Genomic DNA, 20,206 nt, shown 5'->3' with positions numbered 1-20,206 from the left:
CACTCATCACGCACACTAAGGAATAAGAGATGTCCAATTTCATCGTCAAGAAAGTCGCCGTGCTGGGCGCCGGCGTGATGGGCGCGCAGATCGCTGCGCACTGCGTGAACGCCAAGGTGCCGGTCGTGCTGTTCGACCTGCCCGCCAAGGAAGGCCCGAAGAACGGCATCGTCCTGCGCGCCATCGAGAACCTCAAAAAACTGTCGCCGGCCCCGCTGGGCAACAAGGATGACGCGGCCCTGATCGAAGTCGCCAACTACGAGGACAACCTCGACGTGCTGGCGGGCTGCGACCTGATTATCGAAGCCATCGCCGAGCGCATGGACTGGAAACACGACCTGTACAAGAAGGTCGCTCCGCACATCGCCCCGAACGCGATCTTCGCGTCTAACACTTCGGGTCTTTCGATCAATACGTTGGCCGAAGGCTTCGACGAAGAACTGAAGGCGCGCTTCTGCGGCGTCCACTTCTTCAACCCGCCGCGCTACATGCACCTGGTCGAGCTGATCCCGACCACCAGCACCCGTCCTGAAATCCTCGACCAGCTCGAGACCTTCCTGACCTCGACCCTGGGCAAGGGCGTGGTGCGTGCCAAAGACACCCCGAACTTCATCGCCAACCGCGTCGGTATCTTCGGCATGCTGGCCACCATCCACGAAGCCGAGAAGTTCGGCCTGTCGGTGGACGTGGTCGACGACCTGACCGGCGCCAAGCTGGGCCGCGCCAAGTCGGGCACCTTCCGTACCGCCGACGTCGTGGGCCTGGACACCATGGGCCACGTGATCAAGACCATGCAGGACACCCTGCAGGACGATCCTTTCTTCAGCCTGTACAAGACGCCGGACGTGCTGGCCAAGCTGATCGAGAAGGGCGCGCTGGGCCAGAAGGCCGGCGGCGGCTTCTACAAGAAGGTCGGCAAGGAGATCCAGCGCCTCGACTTCGCCACCGGCGACTACGTGCCGAGCGGCGCCAAGGCGGCCGACATCGTTGCCCGCATCCTGAAAGAAAAGGACCCGGTCAAGAAGTTCAAGGCCATGCGTGAATCGACCAACCCGCAGGCGCAGTTCCTGTGGGCGATCTTCCGCGACGCTTTCCACTACATCGCGGTCCACCTCGACACCATCGCCGACAACGCGCGCGATGTCGACTTCGCGATGCGCTGGGGCTTCGGCTGGAGCGTCGGCCCGTTCGAAACCTGGCAGGCCGCCGGCTGGACCCAGATCGCACAATGGGTCAAGGAAGACATCGACAGCGGCAAGGCGCTGACCAACGCACCGCTGCCAGCCTGGGTGTTCGAAGGCCAGGTCGCCGAGAAGGGCGTGCACACCGCCGAGGGTTCGTACTCGGCATCGAAGAACGCCTACGTGCCGGTGTCCGACCTGCCGGTCTACCAGCGCCAGCAGTTCCGTGCGCCGGTGCTCGGCTCGACCACCACGGATGCCAAGACCTTCGGCACCACCGTGTTCGAGGATGACTCGGTGCGCCTGTGGCACTCGGGCGACGAGGTCCTGATCATCTCGCTCAAGACCAAGATGCACGTCATCGGCGAAGGCGTGGTGAAGGGCCTGCAGCGCGGCATGGCGGAAGCGGAGAAGGGCTACAAGGGCCTGGTGATCTGGAATACCGACGCGGCCGAGGGCGGCGCCTTCTCGGCCGGCGCCGACCTGCAGTCGGCCATGCCGGCCTTCATGATGGGCGGCGCCAAGGCGATGGACCCGATGGTCCGCGACCTGCAGAACGTCTTCATGCAGATGAAGTACTCGAACATCCCGGTGGTCGCCGCTGTCGCGGGCCTGGCGCTGGGCGGCGGTTGCGAGATGATGCTGCACGCATCGAAGCGCGTGGCCTCGATCGAGTCCTACATCGGCCTGGTCGAAGTCGGCGTCGGCCTGGTGCCGGCCGGCGGCGGCCTGAAGGAAGCGGCAGTGCGCGCCTTCACCGAAGCCAAAGGCAACGACATCCTGCAATTCCTGAAGACCGGCTTCACCAACGCGGCCACCGCCCAGGTGTCGAAGTCGGCCCTGGAAGCGAAGGCCATGGGCTACCTGAAGGAAGACGACGTCATCGTCTTCAACCCCTACGAACTGCTGCACGTGGCGAAGACCACCGCGCGCGCCATGTTCGACGCCGGCTACCGCGCCCCGGCGCGCCGTCCGATCACCGTCACCGGCCGCTACGGCTGGGCGACGATCCGCGGCCAGCTGGTCAACATGCGCGACGGTGGCTTCATCTCGGCCCACGACTACAAGCTGGGCGACATGATCGCCGAGATCGTGACCGGCGGTGACGTCGACCAGGGCAGCGTGGTGTCCGAGCAGTGGCTGCTCGACATGGAGCGCAAGGCCTTCATCGAGCTGCTGGGCAATCCGAAAACCCAGGAACGCATCATGGGCATGATGCAGACCGGTAAGCCAGTGCGCAACTAAGCCGCGAACAGAACAGGACTACTGACATGAGCAAACAACTTCAAGACGCATACATCGTCGCGGCCACCCGCACCCCGATCGGCAAGGCGCCACGCGGCTTCTTCAACAAGACCCGCCCGGACGACCTGCTGGTGCACGCGATCCGCGGCGCCATGGCCGCCGTGCCGAACCTGGACCCGGCCCTGATCGTCGACGCCATCGTCGGCTGCTCGTTCCCGGAAGCGGAGCAGGGCTTCAACGTGGCGCGTAACGCCGTGGTGCTGGCAGGCCTGCCGAACACCGTCGGCGGCGTCACCGTCAACCGCTACTGCGCCTCGGGCATCACCGCCCTGGCCATGGCGGCCGACCGCATCCGCGTGGGTGAAGCCGACGTGATGATCGCCGGCGGCGTCGAATCGATGTCGATGGTCCCGATGATGGGCCACCACCCGTCGATCAACATGGAGACTTTCAGGGACGAGAACGTGGGCCTGGCCTACGGCATGGGCCTGACCGCCGAGAAGGTGGCCGAGCAGTGGAAGGTGTCGCGCGAAGACCAGGACGCCTTCGGCCTGGAATCGCACCGCCGCGCCATCGCCGCCCAGCAGGCCGGTTTCTTCAAGGACGAGATCACCCCGGTCGAAATCATCACCCGCACGCCGAACCTGGCCACCGGTGAAATCACTGTCAAGCGCCGCACCGTGGACCTGGACGAAGGCCCGCGCGCCGACGCCAGCCCGGAAGGCATGGCCAAGCTGAAGCCGGTGTTCGCCGCCAAGGGCTCGGTCACCGCCGCGACCTCGTCGCAGATGTCGGACGGCGCCGGTGCGCTGATCGTCGTCAGCGAAAAGATCCTGCGCGAGCACAACCTGACCCCGCTGGCCAAGTTCTCGTCGTTCGCCGTGCGCGGCGTGCCGCCGGAGATCATGGGCATCGGCCCGAAGGTCGCCATCCCTGCGGCGCTGGCTGCCGCCGGCATCACCCAGGACCAGCTGGACTGGATCGAGCTGAACGAAGCCTTCGCCGCCCAGGCGCTGGCCGTGATCCGCGACCTCGGCCTGGACACCAGCAAGGTCAACCCGATGGGTGGCGCGATCGCCCTGGGTCACCCGCTGGGCGCCACCGGTGCGATCCGCGCCGCGACTGTCGTGCACGCACTGCGCCGCAATAACCTGAAGTACGGCATGGTGACGATGTGCGTCGGCGCCGGCATGGGCGCGGCCGGTATTATCGAGCGCGTATAAGCACTAAGTAAGCAATGACCGCGTGGGCGGGAGAGCCGTTTGCCCTTCGTAGGGTGGGCGGGTCTCCCGCCCACGCGTCCAACCAGACTCAGAATAAACGGGAGACTCCAGAACCATGGACATGCTGATCACCAAGGCCAACGGCCTGCTGACCATCGAATTCAACCGCCTCGAACGCAAGAACGCGATCACCGCCGTGATGTACCAGTCGATGGCCGACGCGCTGGTCGAGGCCGAGCAGGACAGCGCCGTGCGCGCTATCCTCATCGCCGGCAAGCCGGAAATCTTCACCGCCGGTAACGACCTCGACGACTTCATGAAGAACTCGGCCCCGGTCCCTGGCGTGCCGGCGGAGAACCGCCCGGTCTTCCAGTTCATGCGCGCGCTGCACGGCTCGACCAAGCCGGTGATCGCCGCCGTCGCCGGCGCCGCCATCGGCATCGGCACCACCATGCTGATGCACTGCGACCTGGTCTATTGCGCCGACAACGCCAAGTTCTCGGTGCCCTTCACCCAGCTCGGCCTGTGCCCGGAATTCGGCTCCTCGCTGCTGCTGCCGCAACTGGCCGGCTATCCGCGCGCGGCAGAGAAGCTGCTGCTGGGCGAAGCCTTCGGCGCCCAGGAAGCCTTCGAGATGGGCCTGATCACCCGCGTGCTGCCGGCTCTAGAGCTGCGCGCCTTCGCCGAACAGCAGGCCGCCAAGCTGGTGGCCCTGCCGGCTGCCTCGATCCGCACCACCAAGGCGCTGATGAAGCGTCCGCGCATCGATGCGATCCAGGGCGCGATCGCCGCCGAGAACGAGCGCTTCGCCGCCATGCTGCTGGCGCCGGAAGCGAAGGAAGCCTTTACGGCCTTCTTCGAGAAGCGCAAGCCGGACTTTTCGAAGTTCGACTGATCGTGCCTGCGCGCCAGGCGCGCAGGCTTTGACTCATTTTTTTTAGCGCTGCTGTTACAATCCGGTCGACCTCCACTTCCTCATCCATACGCTATGAGCGATAACAATCGACCACGGGCCCGTGCTATCTTCCTGGCTGCAGAAGTGCTGTTGGCTCTGGCGTCCGGGCCGCTCTGGGCGCAGGCGCCGGGCACGCCGGAAAGTTATGTGCGCTATGGCAGGGAGGCCTACGCTGCCCAGTCGTATGGCATGGCTGCCACAAACTTCCGCCAGGCCGCGACACTGCGGCCCGATAACGCCGAGTACCAGTTCCTGCTGGCCGCAGCGCTGATGTCCGACCGGCGCCCCGACGAGGCACGCGAATTTTTCGCGAAGGCGCTGCAGCTCGACCCGTCGCTCCAGCCACAGGTGGACGCCTGGCTGGCGAATGCGCGCCCGGCGCGCCCTGCAGCGGCAGCCGCCGCGCCGCAGCCGCCGCAGCCCATGCCGGAACCACCGCGCCCCGCGGCGCGGCCAACGCCGGAGCGTGCCCCTGAAGCGGTCCGCAACGGTCCCTTTCAGCCTGGCGACGCGGTCGAGGTGGAGTACCGTGAAGGTTTTTGGATCCCCGGCATCGTTACCGCAGCCGACCCCGGCGCCTGTGCCTACTATCGTGTCCGGGCCGATGCTTACGGCAATGGCAATCCTTCCAACCTCGGCTATGGCTGCAAAAGCGTGCGCGCGCCCACCGGCGTGGCAGCGCCACGTGCCGAATGCGGAGGCAGCAATCCGAACTGCCCACCGGTCGCGCCGCCTCCGCTGGGCACTTACCTCTGCCACGAAAGCGTATGGCAAGGGCCAGGAGCTAATCCACAGTTTCGCGACCAGTACCGCGCACCGCTGACATTGCTGCCGGGCGGGCGCTATCGTCTCTACGAAGGCGGGGCCGTAGGCAGCTACCGCTACAACCCGGCGACCTATCGCATGGACTTGAACGGTGGCGACATCGCGGCCCGGGGTGGGGTTGCCAGTTATGGCCTGGACGGCAGCACGCCGGAGATCACGATCGCTTTCGACACCGACAGCACGCGCCGCAGCGGCAATCGCGCGCCCAGCTGGCAGTGCGGCCTGGGGCGATGACACCCTGACCAGGATCGACATACGAACTACCAGCGCCGTCCACGTGACGGCGTTTTGCGCTATGCCCCCTGGTTTTTATTCGTGTTGCTGCACCAGCCTGTCGCCGACATACACGCGGTAGCGCCGGATCCGGCCCGTGACGGTGTCCGGACCCTGGCGCGGGGAAGGCCGTCGCTGTAGGCCGTGTGCCATGGCCATGCTGATCACCAAGGCCGACGGGCTGCTGACCGCCATGCTGCTGGCGCCGGAAGCGAAGGAAGCCTTTACGGCGTTCTTCGAGAAGCGCAAGCCGGATTTCAGCAAGTTCGACTGATTGGCTAGGAAAGCTTGCGCACCTTGGTGTCATCAGGCAGGAGGACCTCGCCGTCCTCGTTCCGGGGCACCATTCTTTGCACCGGTTTGCCGGTTTTCGTCTCGATCAGTTCCGAATGAGGCTCGCCCGGCGTAAACAACTGCCGCTCACCCCACTGGCGCAGTGCCAGCACAACCGGGAACAGGTTTTTACCAGCCTCTGTCAGGACGTATTCCTGGTAAGCGCCACCTTCTCTGGTGGGGCGGGCAACGAGGATGCCCGCTTCCACCAGTCGCCGCAATCGGTCGGCAAGAATATTGCGCGCCACCCCCAGGCTACGTTGGAAATCACTGAACCGATGGATCCCATCGAACGCATCGCGCACGATGAGCAGCGACCATCGATCGCCGATCACGCCGATTGACCGGGCCACCGGGCAAGGCTCATCGCTGCTGTGTGCTGAGTTTGTCATCGAAATACCATCAAGTTCCACGTAGTGTGGTTGCATTTTAAAACCACATCGCCTAATCTTCAAATGGTTTTGTTTTGAAACCAGTTGAGGAGAGTCCCATGCAAGCATCCAGCCCCGGTTTTGTTGCTCCCGGCCCGGCCGCAAGGCGTCCTGCCATGTCACGGGGCGCAGTTGCGCTTTTTGCGGCTGCTGCGGGAATGAGTGTGGCGAACGTGTATTACGCCCAACCATTACTCGACAGCCTGGCACGCGAATTTTCGATCCCACACGCTGCCATCGGCGGCGTTGTTACCGCCACCCAGATCGGATGCGCGCTGGCGCTGCTGCTCTTGGTACCCCTGGGAGACCTTGTCCAGCGCCGTCAGCTGATGCTGGTACAGGCACTCATGCTTGCTTTGACACTGATCGGCGTTTCCGTTGCGCAGTCATCGGCAATGCTCCTGGCGGCCATGTTCGCGACAGGTTTGCTCGGAACGGCGATGACCCAAGGCTTGATCGCCTACGCTGCCAGTGCGTCGGACGATGACGAGCGTGGAAGGGTAGTGGGTGCGACGCAAGGGGGCGTCTTCCTTGGCCTGCTCCTGGCACGCGTGCTGGCGGGCGCCATCAGCGATATCTCGAGTTGGCGCGGCGTCTACGTTTGTTCTTCGGCAGCGATGCTGATGCTCACGGCCTTGATGTGGCGGGCCCTGCCACCACTCGCCAATACCCCTGTCGGCATGACTTACCGAAATCTTCTTGCTTCCATGTTCATGCTTTTAGGGAAGCATCGAATACTTCAGGTTCGCGGCATCCTTGCCTTGCTGATGTTCGCGGCATTCAACGTTTTCTGGAGCGCCCTGGTGCTGCCTCTCAGTCAGCCACCATTTAACTATTCGCACACTGTCATCGGCGCCTTCGGCCTGGTGGGGGCCTTGGGCGCTTTGGCGGCGACCTATGCAGGTCAATTGACTGATCGCGGCCTTGAGCGCACAAGCAGCCTGGTAGCACTGTTGCTCCTGACCCTGGCATGGCTGCCGCTGTCACTGATGAATAGTTCGCTGTGGGCCCTGGTCATCGGTATCGTGTTGCTCGACTTGGGCGGGCAGGCGATTCACGTCACGAACCAGGGAATGATTTTCCGCGGTAGCCGCGGCGACCACAGCCGTCTCGTCGGCGCATACATGCTTTTCTACGCAGCTGGAAGCGGTGCAGGAGCCATTGGAACAACGATGGCCTATGCGTACGCCGGGTGGACCGGCGTGTGTGTTCTCGGTGCCGCCATCAGCTTTCTCGCCCTGCTGTTCTGGGCGCTGACGTATCGCCTGGTACCGCAGGGCGTCGCGCGGCCTTAAAGCTGCTCGACCAGCCAGTCGCCCACATACACGCGATAGCGCCGGATCCGGCCCGTCACGGTGTCCGGACCCTGGCGCGGCGTGTAGCGCAAGCCCGTGATGTCGACCACCGCACCCAGGTCGATGATCAGGCGTGCCGGTCCTGACGTGGGAAGCCCGTCGCTGTAGGCCGTATGCCAGTAATCGCTGGCCTGGCCGTTGATGGCGTTCAGGGCGCTGCCGTCTTCCTTGCGCGCTTCCTCGCTGCTGGCGTAGGCGATCGTCCAGGTCGACTGGTTCATGGGCTTTCCATTGGCGCCGAGCAGGGCAAGTTCGGCCACGGCCGCATGCGGCTTGCCGTCGAAGCTGTCGACCACCTCGAGACATAGCTGGCGCCCGCGTGCCGGCTGTTCGAACTTGACGTCCTGGGTCGTGGCTCCACCGGCGAACTGCCCGGCGTGCACCGGCTCCAGACCGGTCAGCCGCGGACGCGCAGTGCTGGCCGGACGCGCAAGGTCGCGCTCGGGATGCAGTTCATCGAGGATGGGCGTGGTGCGTCCCGCGATGCGGCTGGCGCGCGGCCCGGTGAGGTCGAGCACGATGACTTCATTGCGGCCGACCTTGATCCAGGGACCCGGCAGATACATGGTCTGGGTCGGCCCGATGCTCCAGTAACGGCCCAGGCAGCGGCCGTTGATCCAGACGATGCCCTGGCCCCAGCTGGACATGTCGAGGAAGGTGTCGGCCCGTTCTTGAACCTCGAAGCTGCCGCGCCAAAAGGCCGGGCCGTCAAGCCGTTTGGCCTGCCAGCGCAGGGGTGGCAAGTCGCCGTCGGCGCCAAAGTCGATGGCGCGGATTTCCCAGCCGGTGAGCTCTTCGGCCATGCTGTCCCTGGTGCGGAACACCACCGGGCCTTGCAGTCCCTTGCGGTCGTGGATCTCGACGCCGAAATTGACGCGCGCGATCGTGTACAGCAGGATCTCGACTCTGGTCGGCTGCGTCCGCGCCGGCAGGTCGACGCTGAAGCGGCGCCGCCGCGTATCCATCGTCCCCACCAGCTTCCCGCCGGCGTAGACCCAGGCCAGGTCGCGCGCGTTCGCGGCTTCCAGCTTGCCCGCCGGGCCGGGCGGCAAGGTGATGCTGTAGGCGACCAGGCCGCGGCTGATGTCGTATTGTTCGATGTTGCGCGGGGATGTGTCCTTGATGACCGCCTTCGGCAGGTTCGCGAAAACAGGGGCGGTCTCGCTCAGCGCGAAGGCGGGAAGCGCCATCACCGGCAGGTGGGCCGGCGCGGCAGGCAGGGTCTCGCCGGGCGCCAGGTGCCGGCTCAGGCATTCGCGGTAGGTAGAGAATTTCTCGCCCAGCCATCCGGCCTCGCTGATCGGGGCGTCGTAGTCGTAGCTCGTCGTATCGGGGCGGAAGGGACGGTCGCAGCCGCCCCACAGGCCGAAGGTGGTGCCGCCATGCGCCATGTACAGGCTGAACGAGCCGTTCGCCTTCAGCATGGCGTCGATGTCCCGGATGGCACGGGTATTGTCGCCGCGCTTGTGCGGAGTGCCCCAGGTATCGAACCAGCCCGAATAGTATTCGCCGCACATCAGGGGGCCTTGCTGCACGGCGGCCAGGGCCTTGAAACCGCGTTCCGGATCGCTGCCGAAATTCGCCACCGACAGCAGTTCCGGGATATGGGTCTTGGGGACCGCATTGGTCGGGTTGCACTGGAATAGCGGGACATCGAAACCCGCATCGAGCACGGCCTGGCGCATCAGCCGCATATAGTCACGGTCTTCGCCGAAAAAGCCATATTCGTTCTCGACCTGCACCATCAGGATGGGACCGCCCTGCGTCACCTGCATCGGCCCCAGGGTCCGGCCGACTTCCTTCAGCCAGCGCTGCGCCGGCTGGACGAAAGCAGGGGCGCGGCTGCGGAGAAAAGCGTCGCCCGGCTGCTTCAGCAGCCACCAGGGCAGGCCGCCCATCTCCCATTCGGCGCAGGCGTAGGGACCGGGACGCAGGATCACCCACAGGCCTTCCGCCTGCGCCAGCCGGCAGAATTCCGCGGCGTCGCGCTGTCCGTCCCAGCGGTACTGGCCTTCGCGCCACTCGTGGTAGTTCCAGAACAGGTAGGCGCAGACCGTATTCAGGCCCATGGCCTTGATCGCCTTCAGGCGATGGCCCCAGTATTCGCGCGGCACGCGGGCGAAATGCATCTCGCCGCAGCGGATCTGCAGGGGCTTCCCGTCGAGCAGGAAGTCCTTGTCGCCGATGGCAAAGCGTGGCGCCGCGGCTGTCGCCGCAGGCAGGTTCAGTGCCAGGGCCGTTCCGGCGGCGGCGCCGAGGAAGCTGCGGCGCGAAGGGTGAAGGGGCATGGCGGTTCCTGATCGAGAGGCTGGTGCCCTTCATGGTAGAGGAAGTCTGCATGCCCGAGCAGGGGCTCCCGCACAATGATCATCAGCTTGATTCCGGACCCGGTGATTTGCATAGTAAGGTAGCCGGATTCGCTTGGAGAGATCATGAGATGGAACCGCAGGATCCGGGGTCTGGCGCTGCCCCTCTTGCTGTGCGCATGCGCGGGGCCGGTGAAACAGCAGGGCGTGCGCATCACCGAGGTGGCGGACGGCTGGGCGGCCAACTCGGTCAATGCGGTGGTGTTCCGCAAGAACTCGCTCGTCACGCATGAGGGCAGCCAGTACATCGCCTTCTACGACGCCACCGGCAGGGTGGTGCTGGGCAAGCGCGGATCCGGCGCCGCACAGTGGCAGCTGGCGCCCACCCAGTACCTGGGCAATGCCAGGGATGCGCACAACAGCATCAGCATCATGGTCGATGGTTCCGGCACCCTGCACGTGGCCTGGGACCACCACAACGGCCCCTTGCGCTACGCCCGCGGCACGGCGCCCGGCGCGCTGACCCTCGGCCCGCAAGAGGCGATGACCGGACGGAACGAGAAATCCGTGTCCTACCCGGAGTTCTACCGCACGCCCCAGGGCGGTCTGCTGTTCCTCTACCGCGACGGCGGCTCCGGCCGCGGCAACCTGGTGCTCAACCAGTACGACCCGGCCAGCCGCAGCTGGCAGCGGCTGCAGGACAATCTCCTCAGCGGGGAAGGGCGGCGCAACGCCTACTGGCAGGCCTTCGTGGACGGGGCGGGCACGCTGCACCTGTCCTGGGTGTGGCGCGAGTCGCCCGACGTCGCCAGCAACCATGACCTGGCCTATGCCCGTTCGCGCGATGGCGGCCGGACCTGGGAGCGCAGCAATGGCGAGTCTTACCGCCTGCCGATCACGGCCGGCAGCGCGGAAATCGCGGCGCATATTCCGCAAAAGAGTGAACTGATCAACCAGACGGCGATGGCCGCCGACCGCAACGGTCATCCCGTCATCGCGAGCTACTGGCGCGACGCCGGCAGCGCTGTCCCGCAATACCGCGTGGTGGCCCACGACGGCAAAGTCTGGCGTTCGCATGACCTGGCCTTCAGGCGGGCGCCATTCTCGCTGTCCGGCCTGGGAACCAAGGCGATCCCGATCTCGCGTCCGCAGATCCTGGTCGATCGCGCCGGCGCTGCCTGGCTTGTGTTCCGTGATGCGGAGCGGGGCCACAAGGTGTCGGTAGCCTGCACGGCCGACCTGCGCCGTGGCGGCTGGCAGGTGTCCGACCTCGATGACCGCGCCATGGGAGCGTGGGAACCGAGCTTCGACACCGAATTGTGGCGCACCGTCGGCCAACTCAACCTCTACGTCCAAACCGTCCACCAGGCCGATGCCGAAGGCGTCCTGTCCACCAGGCCGACCAGGGTCGGTGTACTGGAGTGGACCCCGACCTGTCCAGGCAAACCATGAACGCCAAACACTACCTGACCCTTATCCTTGTCGCACTGAGCTTCGTGCTGGGCGGCTGTGCGACGCCATCCGGCGTCGGCGTCGAGCGCAGCGAAGCGATCGCCGTCATCGACAAGGTCAACAGCTACTGGCAGGCGAAGACCCCTGCGAAGCAGTGGGCGTTCTGGGACGTCGCCGCCTACCACACCGGCAATATCGAGGCTTACCGCGTGACCGGCAACGAAGCTTACCGGCGCTATTCCGAGGAGTGGGCCGAACATAATGGATGGCAGGGCGCGACATCAAGCAACAAGGCGGCCTGGAAGTACAACTACGGAGAGACCCCGGAGCACGTGCTGTTCGGCGACTGGCAGATCTGCTTCCAGACCTATGCCGACCTCTATCAGCTGGACAAAGACCCGCGCAAGATCGCCCGCGCCCGCGAGGTCATGGAATACCAGATGAGCACCCCCAACAAGGATTACTGGTGGTGGGCCGATGGCCTCTACATGGTCATGCCGGTCATGACGAAGATGTACAAGATCACCGGCAACCGCCAGTACCTGGAGAAGCTGCACGAGTACTACGCGTACGCGAACAGCATCATGTACGACGCCGAAGAAACGCTGTACTACCGCGACGCCAAGTACGTCTATCCGAAGCACAAGAGCGTCAGCGGCAAGAAGGATTTCTGGGCGCGCGGCGATGGCTGGGTGTTTGCGGGACTGGCCAAGGTGCTGGCTGAACTGCCGCAAGACGATCCGTATCGCGCCCGGTATGTCGAGCGCTTCCGGTCGATGGCTGCCGCCATCGTGCGCAGCCAGCAGCCGGAGGGTTACTGGACCCGCAGCATGCTCGACCCGGCGCACGCACCGGGACCGGAGACCAGCGGCACCGCCTTCTTCACCTATGGCCTGCTCTGGGGTGTCAACAATGGCCTGCTGCCGCGTGCCGGGTACCTGCCGGCGGCGCAGCGCGGCTGGCGCTACCTGAGCACGGTCGCGCTGCAGGCGGACGGCAAGGTCGGCTACGTCCAGCCGATCGGCGAGCGTGCGATTCCGGGACAGGTCGTCAACCAGAACTCGACGGCGCCCTTCGGCGTCGGCGCCGTCCTGCTGGCGGCGGCCGAGATGGCGCGCCTGGCCGACCGATAACAAGAGAAAAAACCATGGAACGACGACACTTCATGCGCGGGCTGGCCGCGGCTCCGACCCTGCCCGGCATGCTCGCCGCAGGCCAGGCCTTCGGTGCGGCACCAGCGGGCAGCGAGCACGCCTACCTGCTGCGCCTGCTGCAACGGATGGCCGAGCCGGTCCTGAGCCTGATGTCGAAGGGCGAGCTGAAAAAGAAGTTCCCGCTCGAACTGAGCCCGAGCTGGGATGGACGCGACCGCTCGGTGGCCTATCTCGAGTGCTTCGGCCGCCTCATGTCGGGCATCGCCCCGTGGCTGGCCCTGCCGGTGGACGACAGCCCGGAAGGACGCTTGCGCCGGCGCCTGCAGCAGATGGCGCTGCAAAGCTATACCCACGCGGTCGATCCGGAAAGCCCGGACTACCTGAAATGGCGCGGCGAAGGCCAGGCCCTGGTCGATTCCGCCTATTTCACCAATGCCCTGCTGCGTGCTCCCAAGGTCCTGTGGGAACCGCTCGACGCCGCGACCAAGGCGCGCATCATTGCGGAAATCAAGGGGCTGCGCCGGGTCGAGCCTCCGTATACCAATTGGCTGCTGTTCGCCGCGATGAACGAAGCCTGGCTGCTGTCGATCGGCGAAGAGTTCGATCCGATGCGCATGAACGGGGCGATCCGCAAGATCAACGAGTGGTACATCGGCGACGGCTGGATCAAGGACGGCAAGGACTTCCACTTCGATTACTACAACTCCTACGTCATGTATCCGATGCTGCTGGAGGTGCTCGACGTACTGGCGGCGAAGAAGGGACCGTTCTGGCAGGCCAAGCCGCAGGAGCTGCTGGCGCAGGCCGTCAGGCGCGCGCAGCGCTATGGCGAACACCTGGAGCGCTTCGTCGGCCCCGACGGCAGCTATCCGCCGATCGGCCGTTCGCTCACCTACCGCACGGCCGCCTTCCAGCCGCTGGCACTGCTGGCCTGGCGCAAACAGCTGCCCGCTTCGCTGCCGGAAGGGCAGGTACGCGCCGCCCTGCATGCGGTGCACAAGGCGCTCTGGGATGCGCCGGGCAACTTCACGGAAGATGGCTTCCTGACCATCGGCTTCCGCGGCCACCAGCCCGAGCTGGGGGACTGGTACTCGAACAACGGCAGCATGTATATCGCATCGAGCAGCCTGCTGGCCCTTGGGCTGCCCGCAAGCGACTCGTTCTGGACCGCGCCGGCGCAGGACTGGACCCAGAAGAAGGCCTTTGGCGGCCGCAGCTTCCCGAAAGACTATCCGGTGAATTACTGAAAAAGGGTGCGGAGACCTCAGGCTCCGCACCCTTGCCGGCTTTACTCTGCGCCGATCAGCATCGTGCCCGCAGCGTTCACCGCACTTCCTTCGCTGTTGGCGGCCAGGTTGTCGTAGTCGACGACTTCCGCTTGCGTGACCGGATAGAGGTGCGAGATGCGGATGCCGAAGCGGTGCCTGCCGTCGCGTGAACCTGCCCCGAAGCTTGCCGCCAGCGTGAGGCGATAGCTGCCGCTTCCGTTCACGGTGCCGCTAGCGCTGTATTGCACCCTTCCGTCGCTCATGCCCGTGGCGCGACTCCAGTGGAAGGCATGGCTGATGCCCTCGGTACGGGTTGGGACGTCCCCATGATCTGCCCGCCGTCGTTGATTGCCGCAACGGCCGTGCCGGGACCGCCGAGTGTCCGCTCCTCCAGACTTATGCAAAGCTATCCATCGTTAACTTTGCCGCTGGATTCCTGCTTCGCCAGGGCCGGTTTCGCCTCGCGCTTGCGCGCCAGGCCAGCGCCTTCCCCTCCACAGGCAGACGCGGTGGAACTCACCGCCATATCTTTCAGGTTGATGGCCGCATTCACGTCGCGGTCGTGTTTCGCGCCGCAGCCCGGACAGGTCCAGTGCCGGACGTCCAGTCCGAGAGTGTCGAGCCGGTGCGCGCAGCTGCAGCATAGTTTGCTGCTCGGGTACCAGCGGTCCGCCACGACCACCTGCGCACCACGCCAGACTGCCTTGTATTCCAGTTGGCGCCGGAACTCATAAAAACCCATGTCGGCGATGGCGCGTGACAGCCTCCTGTTGGCCAGCATGCCTTTTACATGCAGGTTCTCAATGCCAATCGTGTGGAAGCGTCGCGTGATGCTGGTGGTGAGCTGGTGCAGGCCCTCGCGCCGCACGCTGGCGATCCTGGCGTGCAGCCTTGCCAGCCTCATCTTCGCCTTGTGCCGGTTGCGCGAGTTCTTGACCTTGCGCGACAGGCTGCGCGACAGTCGGCGCAGGCGCCCCAGCAGTGAGCGCAGCGCCTTCGGGCCTGCAATCGTCTCTCCAGTCGACAGCGTCGCTAGCGACGACACACCCAGGTCGACCCCGACCGCGCCTTGGTTCTCGGCAGGCGGCAGGGGCAGATCAGGGGTATCGACGGTAATGCTGGCGTACCAGTGGTCCGCAATGCGTGAGACGGTGGCCGAAACGATCCGGCCCGTAAAGCGCAGGGCCTCGCGCATGCGCACCCACCCAAGTTTGGGGACGCGGAGTCTTCTACCCTCGACTTGGAACTGGTCGTTGCTGAGCGTAATACGGTCGTGCTGTCCTTTCCTGCGGAACCTTGGGTAGCGTGCCCGGCGGGCAAAGAAGTTCTTGAAGGCCTCGCCCAGTTGCATGATCGCCATCTGGGGGGCGTTCTTGGTCACCTCGAGCATCCACGGGAATTGCTGGCGCTTGACGGCATTCAGTTGGCGCCGCAGTGCAGCCTCATTCGGCTTGGGCAGCGACGGGTCGACCTTGCACGCCTCGTACTGCCGCTGCCACTCGGCCAGCGCCCAGTTGTAGGCGAACCGTGCGGTGCCGGCCGCGCGCCCCAAGTACGTGGCCTGCAGCTTGTTCGGATCAAGCCGGATGCGGTGGGCTACGAACATTGAATCTCCGTCACATCCATGCCGACACGGCGGGTAAATTGGTCATATTGCATTAGACCGCCCGCCCCCGAGTAGGTTCACTGCAAGCTGGTAGAGCCTGGCTGATGGCGGACAACCACTGCAAACTAAGCGGCGCACTGAAAGGTGTTTAATGCATTCGTTCCTCCTGATCAGTTTGTGCGCGCCGTCAACATGCCACGCGGGAATAAGTGGTAGACCGCGCACTCGCTCCAGCTTAGGTACTGTGGATAGGAGCGCTTCTGCTTCAGCGCAAAGGCCCGTCGAGGCAGATAAATGCCTACGAATATTTCAATGGCGCTATGCTTGGACGAGGTTTTCCAGGAGATCCGATGCCGACCCATACCCACAGCTTTGGCCACTGGCCCTTCGACGACCCGGTCGACACGCTGACCTACTGCACCGAGGCCGTGGCGCAGCGGCGCCTGCCGGCGCTGGCGGTGACGCATGACCGGGATGGCGACTGGCAGTTCCTCGACGGGACCAGCGACGAACCGGGCCGGCCCGTGCTGGTGTGCCTCGGATGCGTCTTCGAGCAGGATCCTTCGCTGGCGGCGATCGCCGACCTGCCGCAGGGCTGGCGCGCCTGGCGCGACGAATCAGGCGGCGCGTGGGAGCGCTGGGAAAAGGAATACGACGACGAAGACGAAGGGCAGGACGAGCACGACGAGCACGCGTGCAATGGCGAGGCCGCCGAGCGCAAGGCCCTGGCCGACATCGAGGAATACGGGCTGCACATCATCCACGTGCGCGAAGAGGGCGAGCTGGCGCCGTTCTCGTACTCGATCGGGATCGGCAAGTCGCTCGGCATGCCCGAGCTGATCGTGATCGGATTGCGGCACGAGGTCGCGCATGCGGCCATCAATGAAGGCTATCGGCAGATGCAGGCCGGCGCTGCCATCGCGCCCGGCACCCGGCTCAAGGACCTGCTCGGCGGCGGCTTCGAGTGCGTGATCGGCGAGGTGCCGCCCGAACGCTTCCGCGACTACATGGGCTGGGCCCGATGGCTGTACGACGGCGACGACTTCCGCGCATGGCAGATCGTCTACCCCAACACCGCCGGGGTGTTCCCGTGGGAGCCGGACGCGCCCGAGGGATTCAGGACTTGGCAGCCGCTGCTGGCGGGCGCGCTCGGGCAGCCTGCCTGAAGCGGCCGGCGACGCGTTCCGGCCACGCATAGTAGACTGGCAGGGCTTTCCACCTTGCCTCGCCCCATGTCCACACCAGCTTCGCGGCCGCCCGCCGCCGCATCGTCCACGCCTGCCGCGCATTCCGGCACGGTAATGCAGATCCTGTTCTCGGTCGCCTTCGTCCACCTGCTGAACGATTGCGTGCAGGCCGTGCTGCCCGCCATCTACCCGCTGCTCAAGCAGGAGTTCGCGCTCAGCTTCACCCAGATCGGCCTGATCACGCTGACCTTCCAGTGCACCGCCTCGCTGCTGCAGCCCTGGATCGGCCTCTACACCGACAAGCGCCCGATCCCATTCCTGCTGCCCGCCGGGATGTGCGTCACGCTGTTCGGCGTCGCCCTGCTGGCCACCGCCGGCAGCTTCGCCATGCTGCTGCTTGCGGCGGGCCTGATCGGCATCGGCTCCTCGACCTTCCACCCCGAAGCCTCGCGCGTCGCGCGGCTGGCCTCGGGCGGGCGCTTCGGCTTCGCCCAGTCGCTGTTCCAGGTGGGCGGCAACCTCGGCTCGGCTTTCGGACCGCTGCTGGCGGCGGCCATCATCGTCGGCAGCGGGCAGGGCAGGATCGCCTGGCTAATGCTGCTGGTGCTGCTGGCGGTCGCGGTGCTGTTCAAGGTCAGCCGCTGGTATGCGGGACACCTGCGCAGCGTGACGCGCAAGCTGGCCGTCCATGCCGGACCGGGACTGTCGCGCGGACGCGTGCTGTGGGCGCTCACGGTACTGGCCCTGCTGGTATTCTCGAAATACATCTACATGTCGAGCCTGTCGAGCTATTACACCTTCTTCCTAATCGAGAAGTTCCGGGTGTCGGTGGAGTCGGCGCAGATGTATCTGTTCCTGTTCCTGGCGGCGGTGGCGGCGGGCACCTTCGCGGGTGGCCCGATCGGCGACCGCATCGGCCGCAAGCGCGTGATCTGGTTCTCGATCCTGGGGGCCGCGCCGTTCGCGCTGGCGCTGCCCTACGCGGACCTGTTCTGGACCGCCGTGCTGTCGGTGGTGATCGGACTGGTGATGTCCTCGGCCTTCTCGGCCATCGTCGTGTTCGCGCAGGAGCTGGTGCCGAACAATGTGGGCATGATCGCCGGGCTGTTCTTCGGGCTGATGTTCGGCATCAGCGGCATCGGCGCGGCGGCGATGGGGGCGATCGCCGATACGGCCGGCATCGAGTACGTGTACCGGATCGCGTCCTACTTACCGCTGCTGGGTATTCTGGCGGTGCTGTTGCCGCGCACCGAGACGCCGCGCCGCTAGCCTGCCTATAATGGCCGGGCAAGCAAACGCCACCGACCAGCCCAGCCATGTCCGCCATCCAGATCCGTCCCGCCACGCTCGATGACGCAGCCGCCATCTGCGCCATCTATAACCCTTACGTCGCCACCACCACCATCAGCTTTGAGGAAGCGCCGGTGCTTGCCGCCGACATGGCGCAGCGCATTGCCGACGTGGGGGCGGCAGGCCTGCCCTGGCTGGTCGCGGAATCGGGCGGGAAGCTGATCGGCTATGCCTACGCCACCAAATGGCGCGCCCGTCCGGCCTATCGCACTTCGGTGGAAAGCTCGGTCTACGTGGATGGGGCAGCGGCCGGCCGCGGGATCGGCACGGCCCTGTACCGCGCGCTGCTCGATGCGCTGCGAACCCGCGAAGTGCACATGGTGATCGGCGGGATCGCCCAGCCGAACGAACGCAGTGTCGTGCTGCATGAGCGTCTGGGCTTTCGCAAGGTGGCCCACTTCAGCGAGGTGGGACGCAAGTTCGGGCGCTGGGTCGACGTCGCTTACTGGGAACTGCGCCTGCAGGACTAAGCTGTTACAGCGTGCCGATCATCGCCTTGAGCTGCGCAAGCCGTTCCGGCCGGACGCAGTAGCACACGCGCTGTACGTCGGACGAGCCTTCGATCAGCCCCGCCTCCCTGAGGATCGAGACATGCTTCGAGATGGTCGATGGCGCCAGCGGCAGCACGTCGGCCAGGCTGCCGAAGTAGCAGTCGCCGTGGCTGATCAGGTGGCGCAGCAGCTGCAGGCGCGCGGGGTGGCCGATGGCCTTGCACAGGGCGGCGAGGTCGTCGGTGTCGATGTCGGACGATGCCGTCGCCGGGCCGCAGCAGGAACTGGTCATGGTTGCTTTCGATCTGGTTGAGCTGCGAGGATAGGAAGCTGCCGCCGCGCCGTCAAGTTCCCGCGACGTGCTGCGCTCCCGCCATCGTCGCCGGCTTGACCGCCGACAGGTAGAGCAGCAGCGAGGCCAGCCCGCAGCCGAACAGCACCAGCGGCAGCAGGACTTTCCCGGATGCGCCCGACAGGATCGCCGCCGCGATCAGCGGACCGGCCGCCTTCGACAGCAGCGAGGGCGCCGCCAGCGCGCCGCTGATCGCGCCGTAGTGGCGCGGCCCGAACAGCGCGCGCGGCAGGGTGCCGCGGATGATCGTCAGGACGCCGTTGCTCATCCCGTACAGCATGCAGAACAGCGCGACCGCCCAGGCCCGCGTGCCCAGCAGCGCCAGCGCCAGCAGGCCGAAGGGCAGGGTCGCGAACACGAAACGTCCCACCGCCTGCGGCGCCTTGTCGCGCGCCAGCGTGCGTTCGCCGATGCGGCCGGCCACCTGCATCGGCCCCACCAGGGCGGCCAGCAGCACGGCGGTGGCGGCGCTGTGGCCGAGCGACTGCAGCAGCGGGATCAGGTGCACCGCCAGCGCGGAAAAGATGAAGACGTTGGCGGAGAAGGCCAGCGCCAGCTTCCAGAATGCCGGGTGGCGTACCGCCTCGCCCAGCGTGTGGCTGTCGCGCGGCGCGTTGACGCAGGCCGGAGGACGCGGCGCATCGCGCCCCAGCCACAGATGCAGGGGCAGGCACACGGCCAGTTGCAGCGCCGCGTAGGCCAGGTAGGTGTCGCGCCAGCCCAGCTGCGAGGCGACGGCCAGGGTCATCGGCCAGAAGATGGTGCTGGCGAAGCCGGCGAACAGGGTCAGGTTCGAGATGGCGCGCGGCGCGCCGACCTCGATCTTGCGGTTGATGGTCGCGAAGGCCGCCTCGTACAGGGTCAGCGCCATCGCCAGGCCGATGACGGTCCAGGCGCCGAAGTAGGCGGCGGCCGTCGTGCAGCGCGCCATCCAGGCCAGGCCGAGGGCGCTGGCAACGGAGCCGGCCGCCATTACGTAGCGCCCGCCGTGCCGGTCGACCAGGGCGCCCACCGGCGTCGCGGCGACGCCGGCCACCAGCAGGCTCCAGGAAAATGCGGCGAAGGCGGTTTCGGCGGAGATGCCGAGCTCGCGCTGGATCGCCGGCGCGAGGACGGCGAAGGCGTAGTACAGCGATCCCCATGATGCGATCTGCGTGAAGGCGAGGATGCCGATGGTCTTGCGGGCGGGCGACAAAATATTCTCCTGGAGCGAACGGCG

17 protein-coding genes and 1 pseudogene are annotated in these 20,206 nt (G+C 65.8%); 12 read left to right on the top strand and 6 right to left on the bottom strand.

The window, feature by feature from the left end; genetic code table 11:
* Positions 1 to 29: 29 nt before the first annotated feature.
* The 5 genes and pseudogenes from ACSQ25_RS22210 to ACSQ25_RS22190 form a co-directional block, all read left to right on the top strand.
* The gene (locus tag ACSQ25_RS22210; RefSeq protein WP_436107812.1) at positions 30 to 2,426 is read left to right on the top strand and encodes a 3-hydroxyacyl-CoA dehydrogenase/enoyl-CoA hydratase family protein; all 2,397 of its coding nucleotides are present in this window, start codon (positions 30 to 32) and stop codon (positions 2,424 to 2,426) included.
* 26 nt (positions 2,427 to 2,452) lie between these two features.
* A complete protein-coding gene (locus tag ACSQ25_RS22205; RefSeq protein WP_436107811.1) occupies positions 2,453 to 3,649 on the top strand; it encodes an acetyl-CoA C-acyltransferase in 1,197 nt (398 codons plus the stop codon).
* 115 nt (positions 3,650 to 3,764) lie between these two features.
* On the top strand, positions 3,765 to 4,544 hold the full coding sequence (locus ACSQ25_RS22200; protein WP_436107810.1) for an enoyl-CoA hydratase: 780 nt from the start codon (positions 3,765 to 3,767) through the stop codon (positions 4,542 to 4,544).
* A gap of 93 nt (positions 4,545 to 4,637) precedes the next feature.
* Entirely contained in the window at positions 4,638 to 5,663 is a 1,026-nt protein-coding gene (locus ACSQ25_RS22195) for a tetratricopeptide repeat protein (RefSeq protein WP_436107809.1), read from the top strand.
* Positions 5,664 to 5,892: 229 nt separating this feature from the next.
* Positions 5,893 to 5,976, top strand: a pseudogene (locus ACSQ25_RS22190) (enoyl-CoA hydratase); the annotation flags it as partial.
* A gap of 4 nt (positions 5,977 to 5,980) precedes the next feature.
* Here the strand turns inward: ACSQ25_RS22190 and ACSQ25_RS22185 are convergent.
* The gene (locus tag ACSQ25_RS22185) at positions 5,981 to 6,427 is read right to left on the bottom strand and encodes a winged helix-turn-helix transcriptional regulator (RefSeq protein ID WP_436108122.1); all 447 of its coding nucleotides are present in this window, start codon (positions 6,425 to 6,427) and stop codon (positions 5,981 to 5,983) included.
* A 98-nt stretch (positions 6,428 to 6,525) separates the two neighbouring features.
* On the opposite strand from ACSQ25_RS22185, the gene ACSQ25_RS22180 reads away from it, so the two are divergent.
* A complete protein-coding gene (locus ACSQ25_RS22180) occupies positions 6,526 to 7,761 on the top strand; it encodes an MFS transporter (RefSeq protein WP_436107808.1) in 1,236 nt (411 codons plus the stop codon).
* On the opposite strand, the gene ACSQ25_RS22175 is transcribed toward ACSQ25_RS22180, so the two are convergent.
* A complete protein-coding gene (locus ACSQ25_RS22175) occupies positions 7,758 to 10,109 on the bottom strand; it encodes a beta-galactosidase (RefSeq protein WP_436107807.1) in 2,352 nt (783 codons plus the stop codon). The genes ACSQ25_RS22180 and ACSQ25_RS22175 overlap by 4 nt on opposite strands.
* A gap of 144 nt (positions 10,110 to 10,253) precedes the next feature.
* On the opposite strand from ACSQ25_RS22175, the gene ACSQ25_RS22170 reads away from it, so the two are divergent.
* Genes ACSQ25_RS22170 through ACSQ25_RS22160 form a run of 3 tightly spaced genes read left to right on the top strand, consistent with a single transcriptional unit; the run spans position 10,254 to position 13,980 of the window.
* A complete protein-coding gene (locus tag ACSQ25_RS22170; protein ID WP_436107806.1) occupies positions 10,254 to 11,579 on the top strand; it encodes a BNR repeat-containing protein in 1,326 nt (441 codons plus the stop codon).
* Positions 11,576 to 12,712 carry a glycoside hydrolase family 88/105 protein gene (locus tag ACSQ25_RS22165; protein WP_436107805.1) on the top strand — a complete coding sequence of 379 codons (1,137 nt, stop codon included), beginning with the start codon at positions 11,576 to 11,578 and terminating at the stop codon, positions 12,710 to 12,712. The genes ACSQ25_RS22170 and ACSQ25_RS22165 overlap by 4 nt, the downstream gene beginning before the upstream one ends.
* A gap of 14 nt (positions 12,713 to 12,726) precedes the next feature.
* Positions 12,727 to 13,980 carry a DUF2264 domain-containing protein gene (locus tag ACSQ25_RS22160; RefSeq protein WP_436107804.1) on the top strand — a complete coding sequence of 418 codons (1,254 nt, stop codon included), beginning with the start codon at positions 12,727 to 12,729 and terminating at the stop codon, positions 13,978 to 13,980.
* Positions 13,981 to 14,021: 41 nt separating this feature from the next.
* Here ACSQ25_RS22160 and ACSQ25_RS22155 read toward each other — a convergent pair whose 3' ends face one another.
* Positions 14,022 to 14,264 carry a hypothetical protein gene (locus tag ACSQ25_RS22155; protein WP_436107803.1) on the bottom strand — a complete coding sequence of 81 codons (243 nt, stop codon included), beginning with the start codon at positions 14,262 to 14,264 and terminating at the stop codon, positions 14,022 to 14,024.
* Positions 14,265 to 14,407: 143 nt separating this feature from the next.
* Positions 14,408 to 15,607, bottom strand: a complete 1,200-nt coding sequence (locus tag ACSQ25_RS22150; protein WP_436107802.1) for an RNA-guided endonuclease InsQ/TnpB family protein — start codon at positions 15,605 to 15,607, stop codon at positions 14,408 to 14,410.
* Positions 15,608 to 15,957: 350 nt separating this feature from the next.
* On the opposite strand from ACSQ25_RS22150, the gene ACSQ25_RS22145 reads away from it, so the two are divergent.
* The 3 genes from ACSQ25_RS22145 to ACSQ25_RS22135 all read left to right on the top strand — a co-directional run bounded on the left by ACSQ25_RS22145 (position 15,958) and on the right by ACSQ25_RS22135 (position 18,614).
* Positions 15,958 to 16,773, top strand: coding sequence for a DUF4262 domain-containing protein (locus tag ACSQ25_RS22145; RefSeq protein ID WP_436107801.1), 816 nt, complete (start codon positions 15,958 to 15,960; stop codon positions 16,771 to 16,773).
* Between the two features lie 135 nt (positions 16,774 to 16,908).
* Entirely contained in the window at positions 16,909 to 18,063 is a 1,155-nt protein-coding gene (locus tag ACSQ25_RS22140; protein ID WP_436108121.1) for an MFS transporter, read from the top strand.
* Between the two features lie 47 nt (positions 18,064 to 18,110).
* Complete coding sequence (locus tag ACSQ25_RS22135) at positions 18,111 to 18,614, top strand: arsinothricin resistance N-acetyltransferase ArsN1 family B (protein WP_436107800.1); 504 nt, start codon at positions 18,111 to 18,113, stop codon at positions 18,612 to 18,614.
* A gap of 4 nt (positions 18,615 to 18,618) precedes the next feature.
* Here ACSQ25_RS22135 and ACSQ25_RS22130 read toward each other — a convergent pair whose 3' ends face one another.
* Positions 18,619 to 18,927, bottom strand: a complete 309-nt coding sequence (locus ACSQ25_RS22130; RefSeq protein WP_436107799.1) for an ArsR/SmtB family transcription factor — start codon at positions 18,925 to 18,927, stop codon at positions 18,619 to 18,621.
* A 52-nt stretch (positions 18,928 to 18,979) separates the two neighbouring features.
* Positions 18,980 to 20,182 (bottom strand): MFS transporter, encoded by a 1,203-nt coding sequence (locus tag ACSQ25_RS22125; protein WP_436107798.1) that lies wholly within the window; start codon positions 20,180 to 20,182, stop codon positions 18,980 to 18,982.
* Positions 20,183 to 20,206: the final 24 nt, after the last annotated feature.

This window comes from Massilia sp. LjRoot122, assembly GCF_964252725.1.
Classification (GTDB): domain Bacteria; phylum Pseudomonadota; class Gammaproteobacteria; order Burkholderiales; family Burkholderiaceae_D; genus Telluria.
The sequence above is the reverse complement of the archived record's forward strand: the minus strand, read 5'-3'. Positions and strand labels throughout refer to the sequence as shown.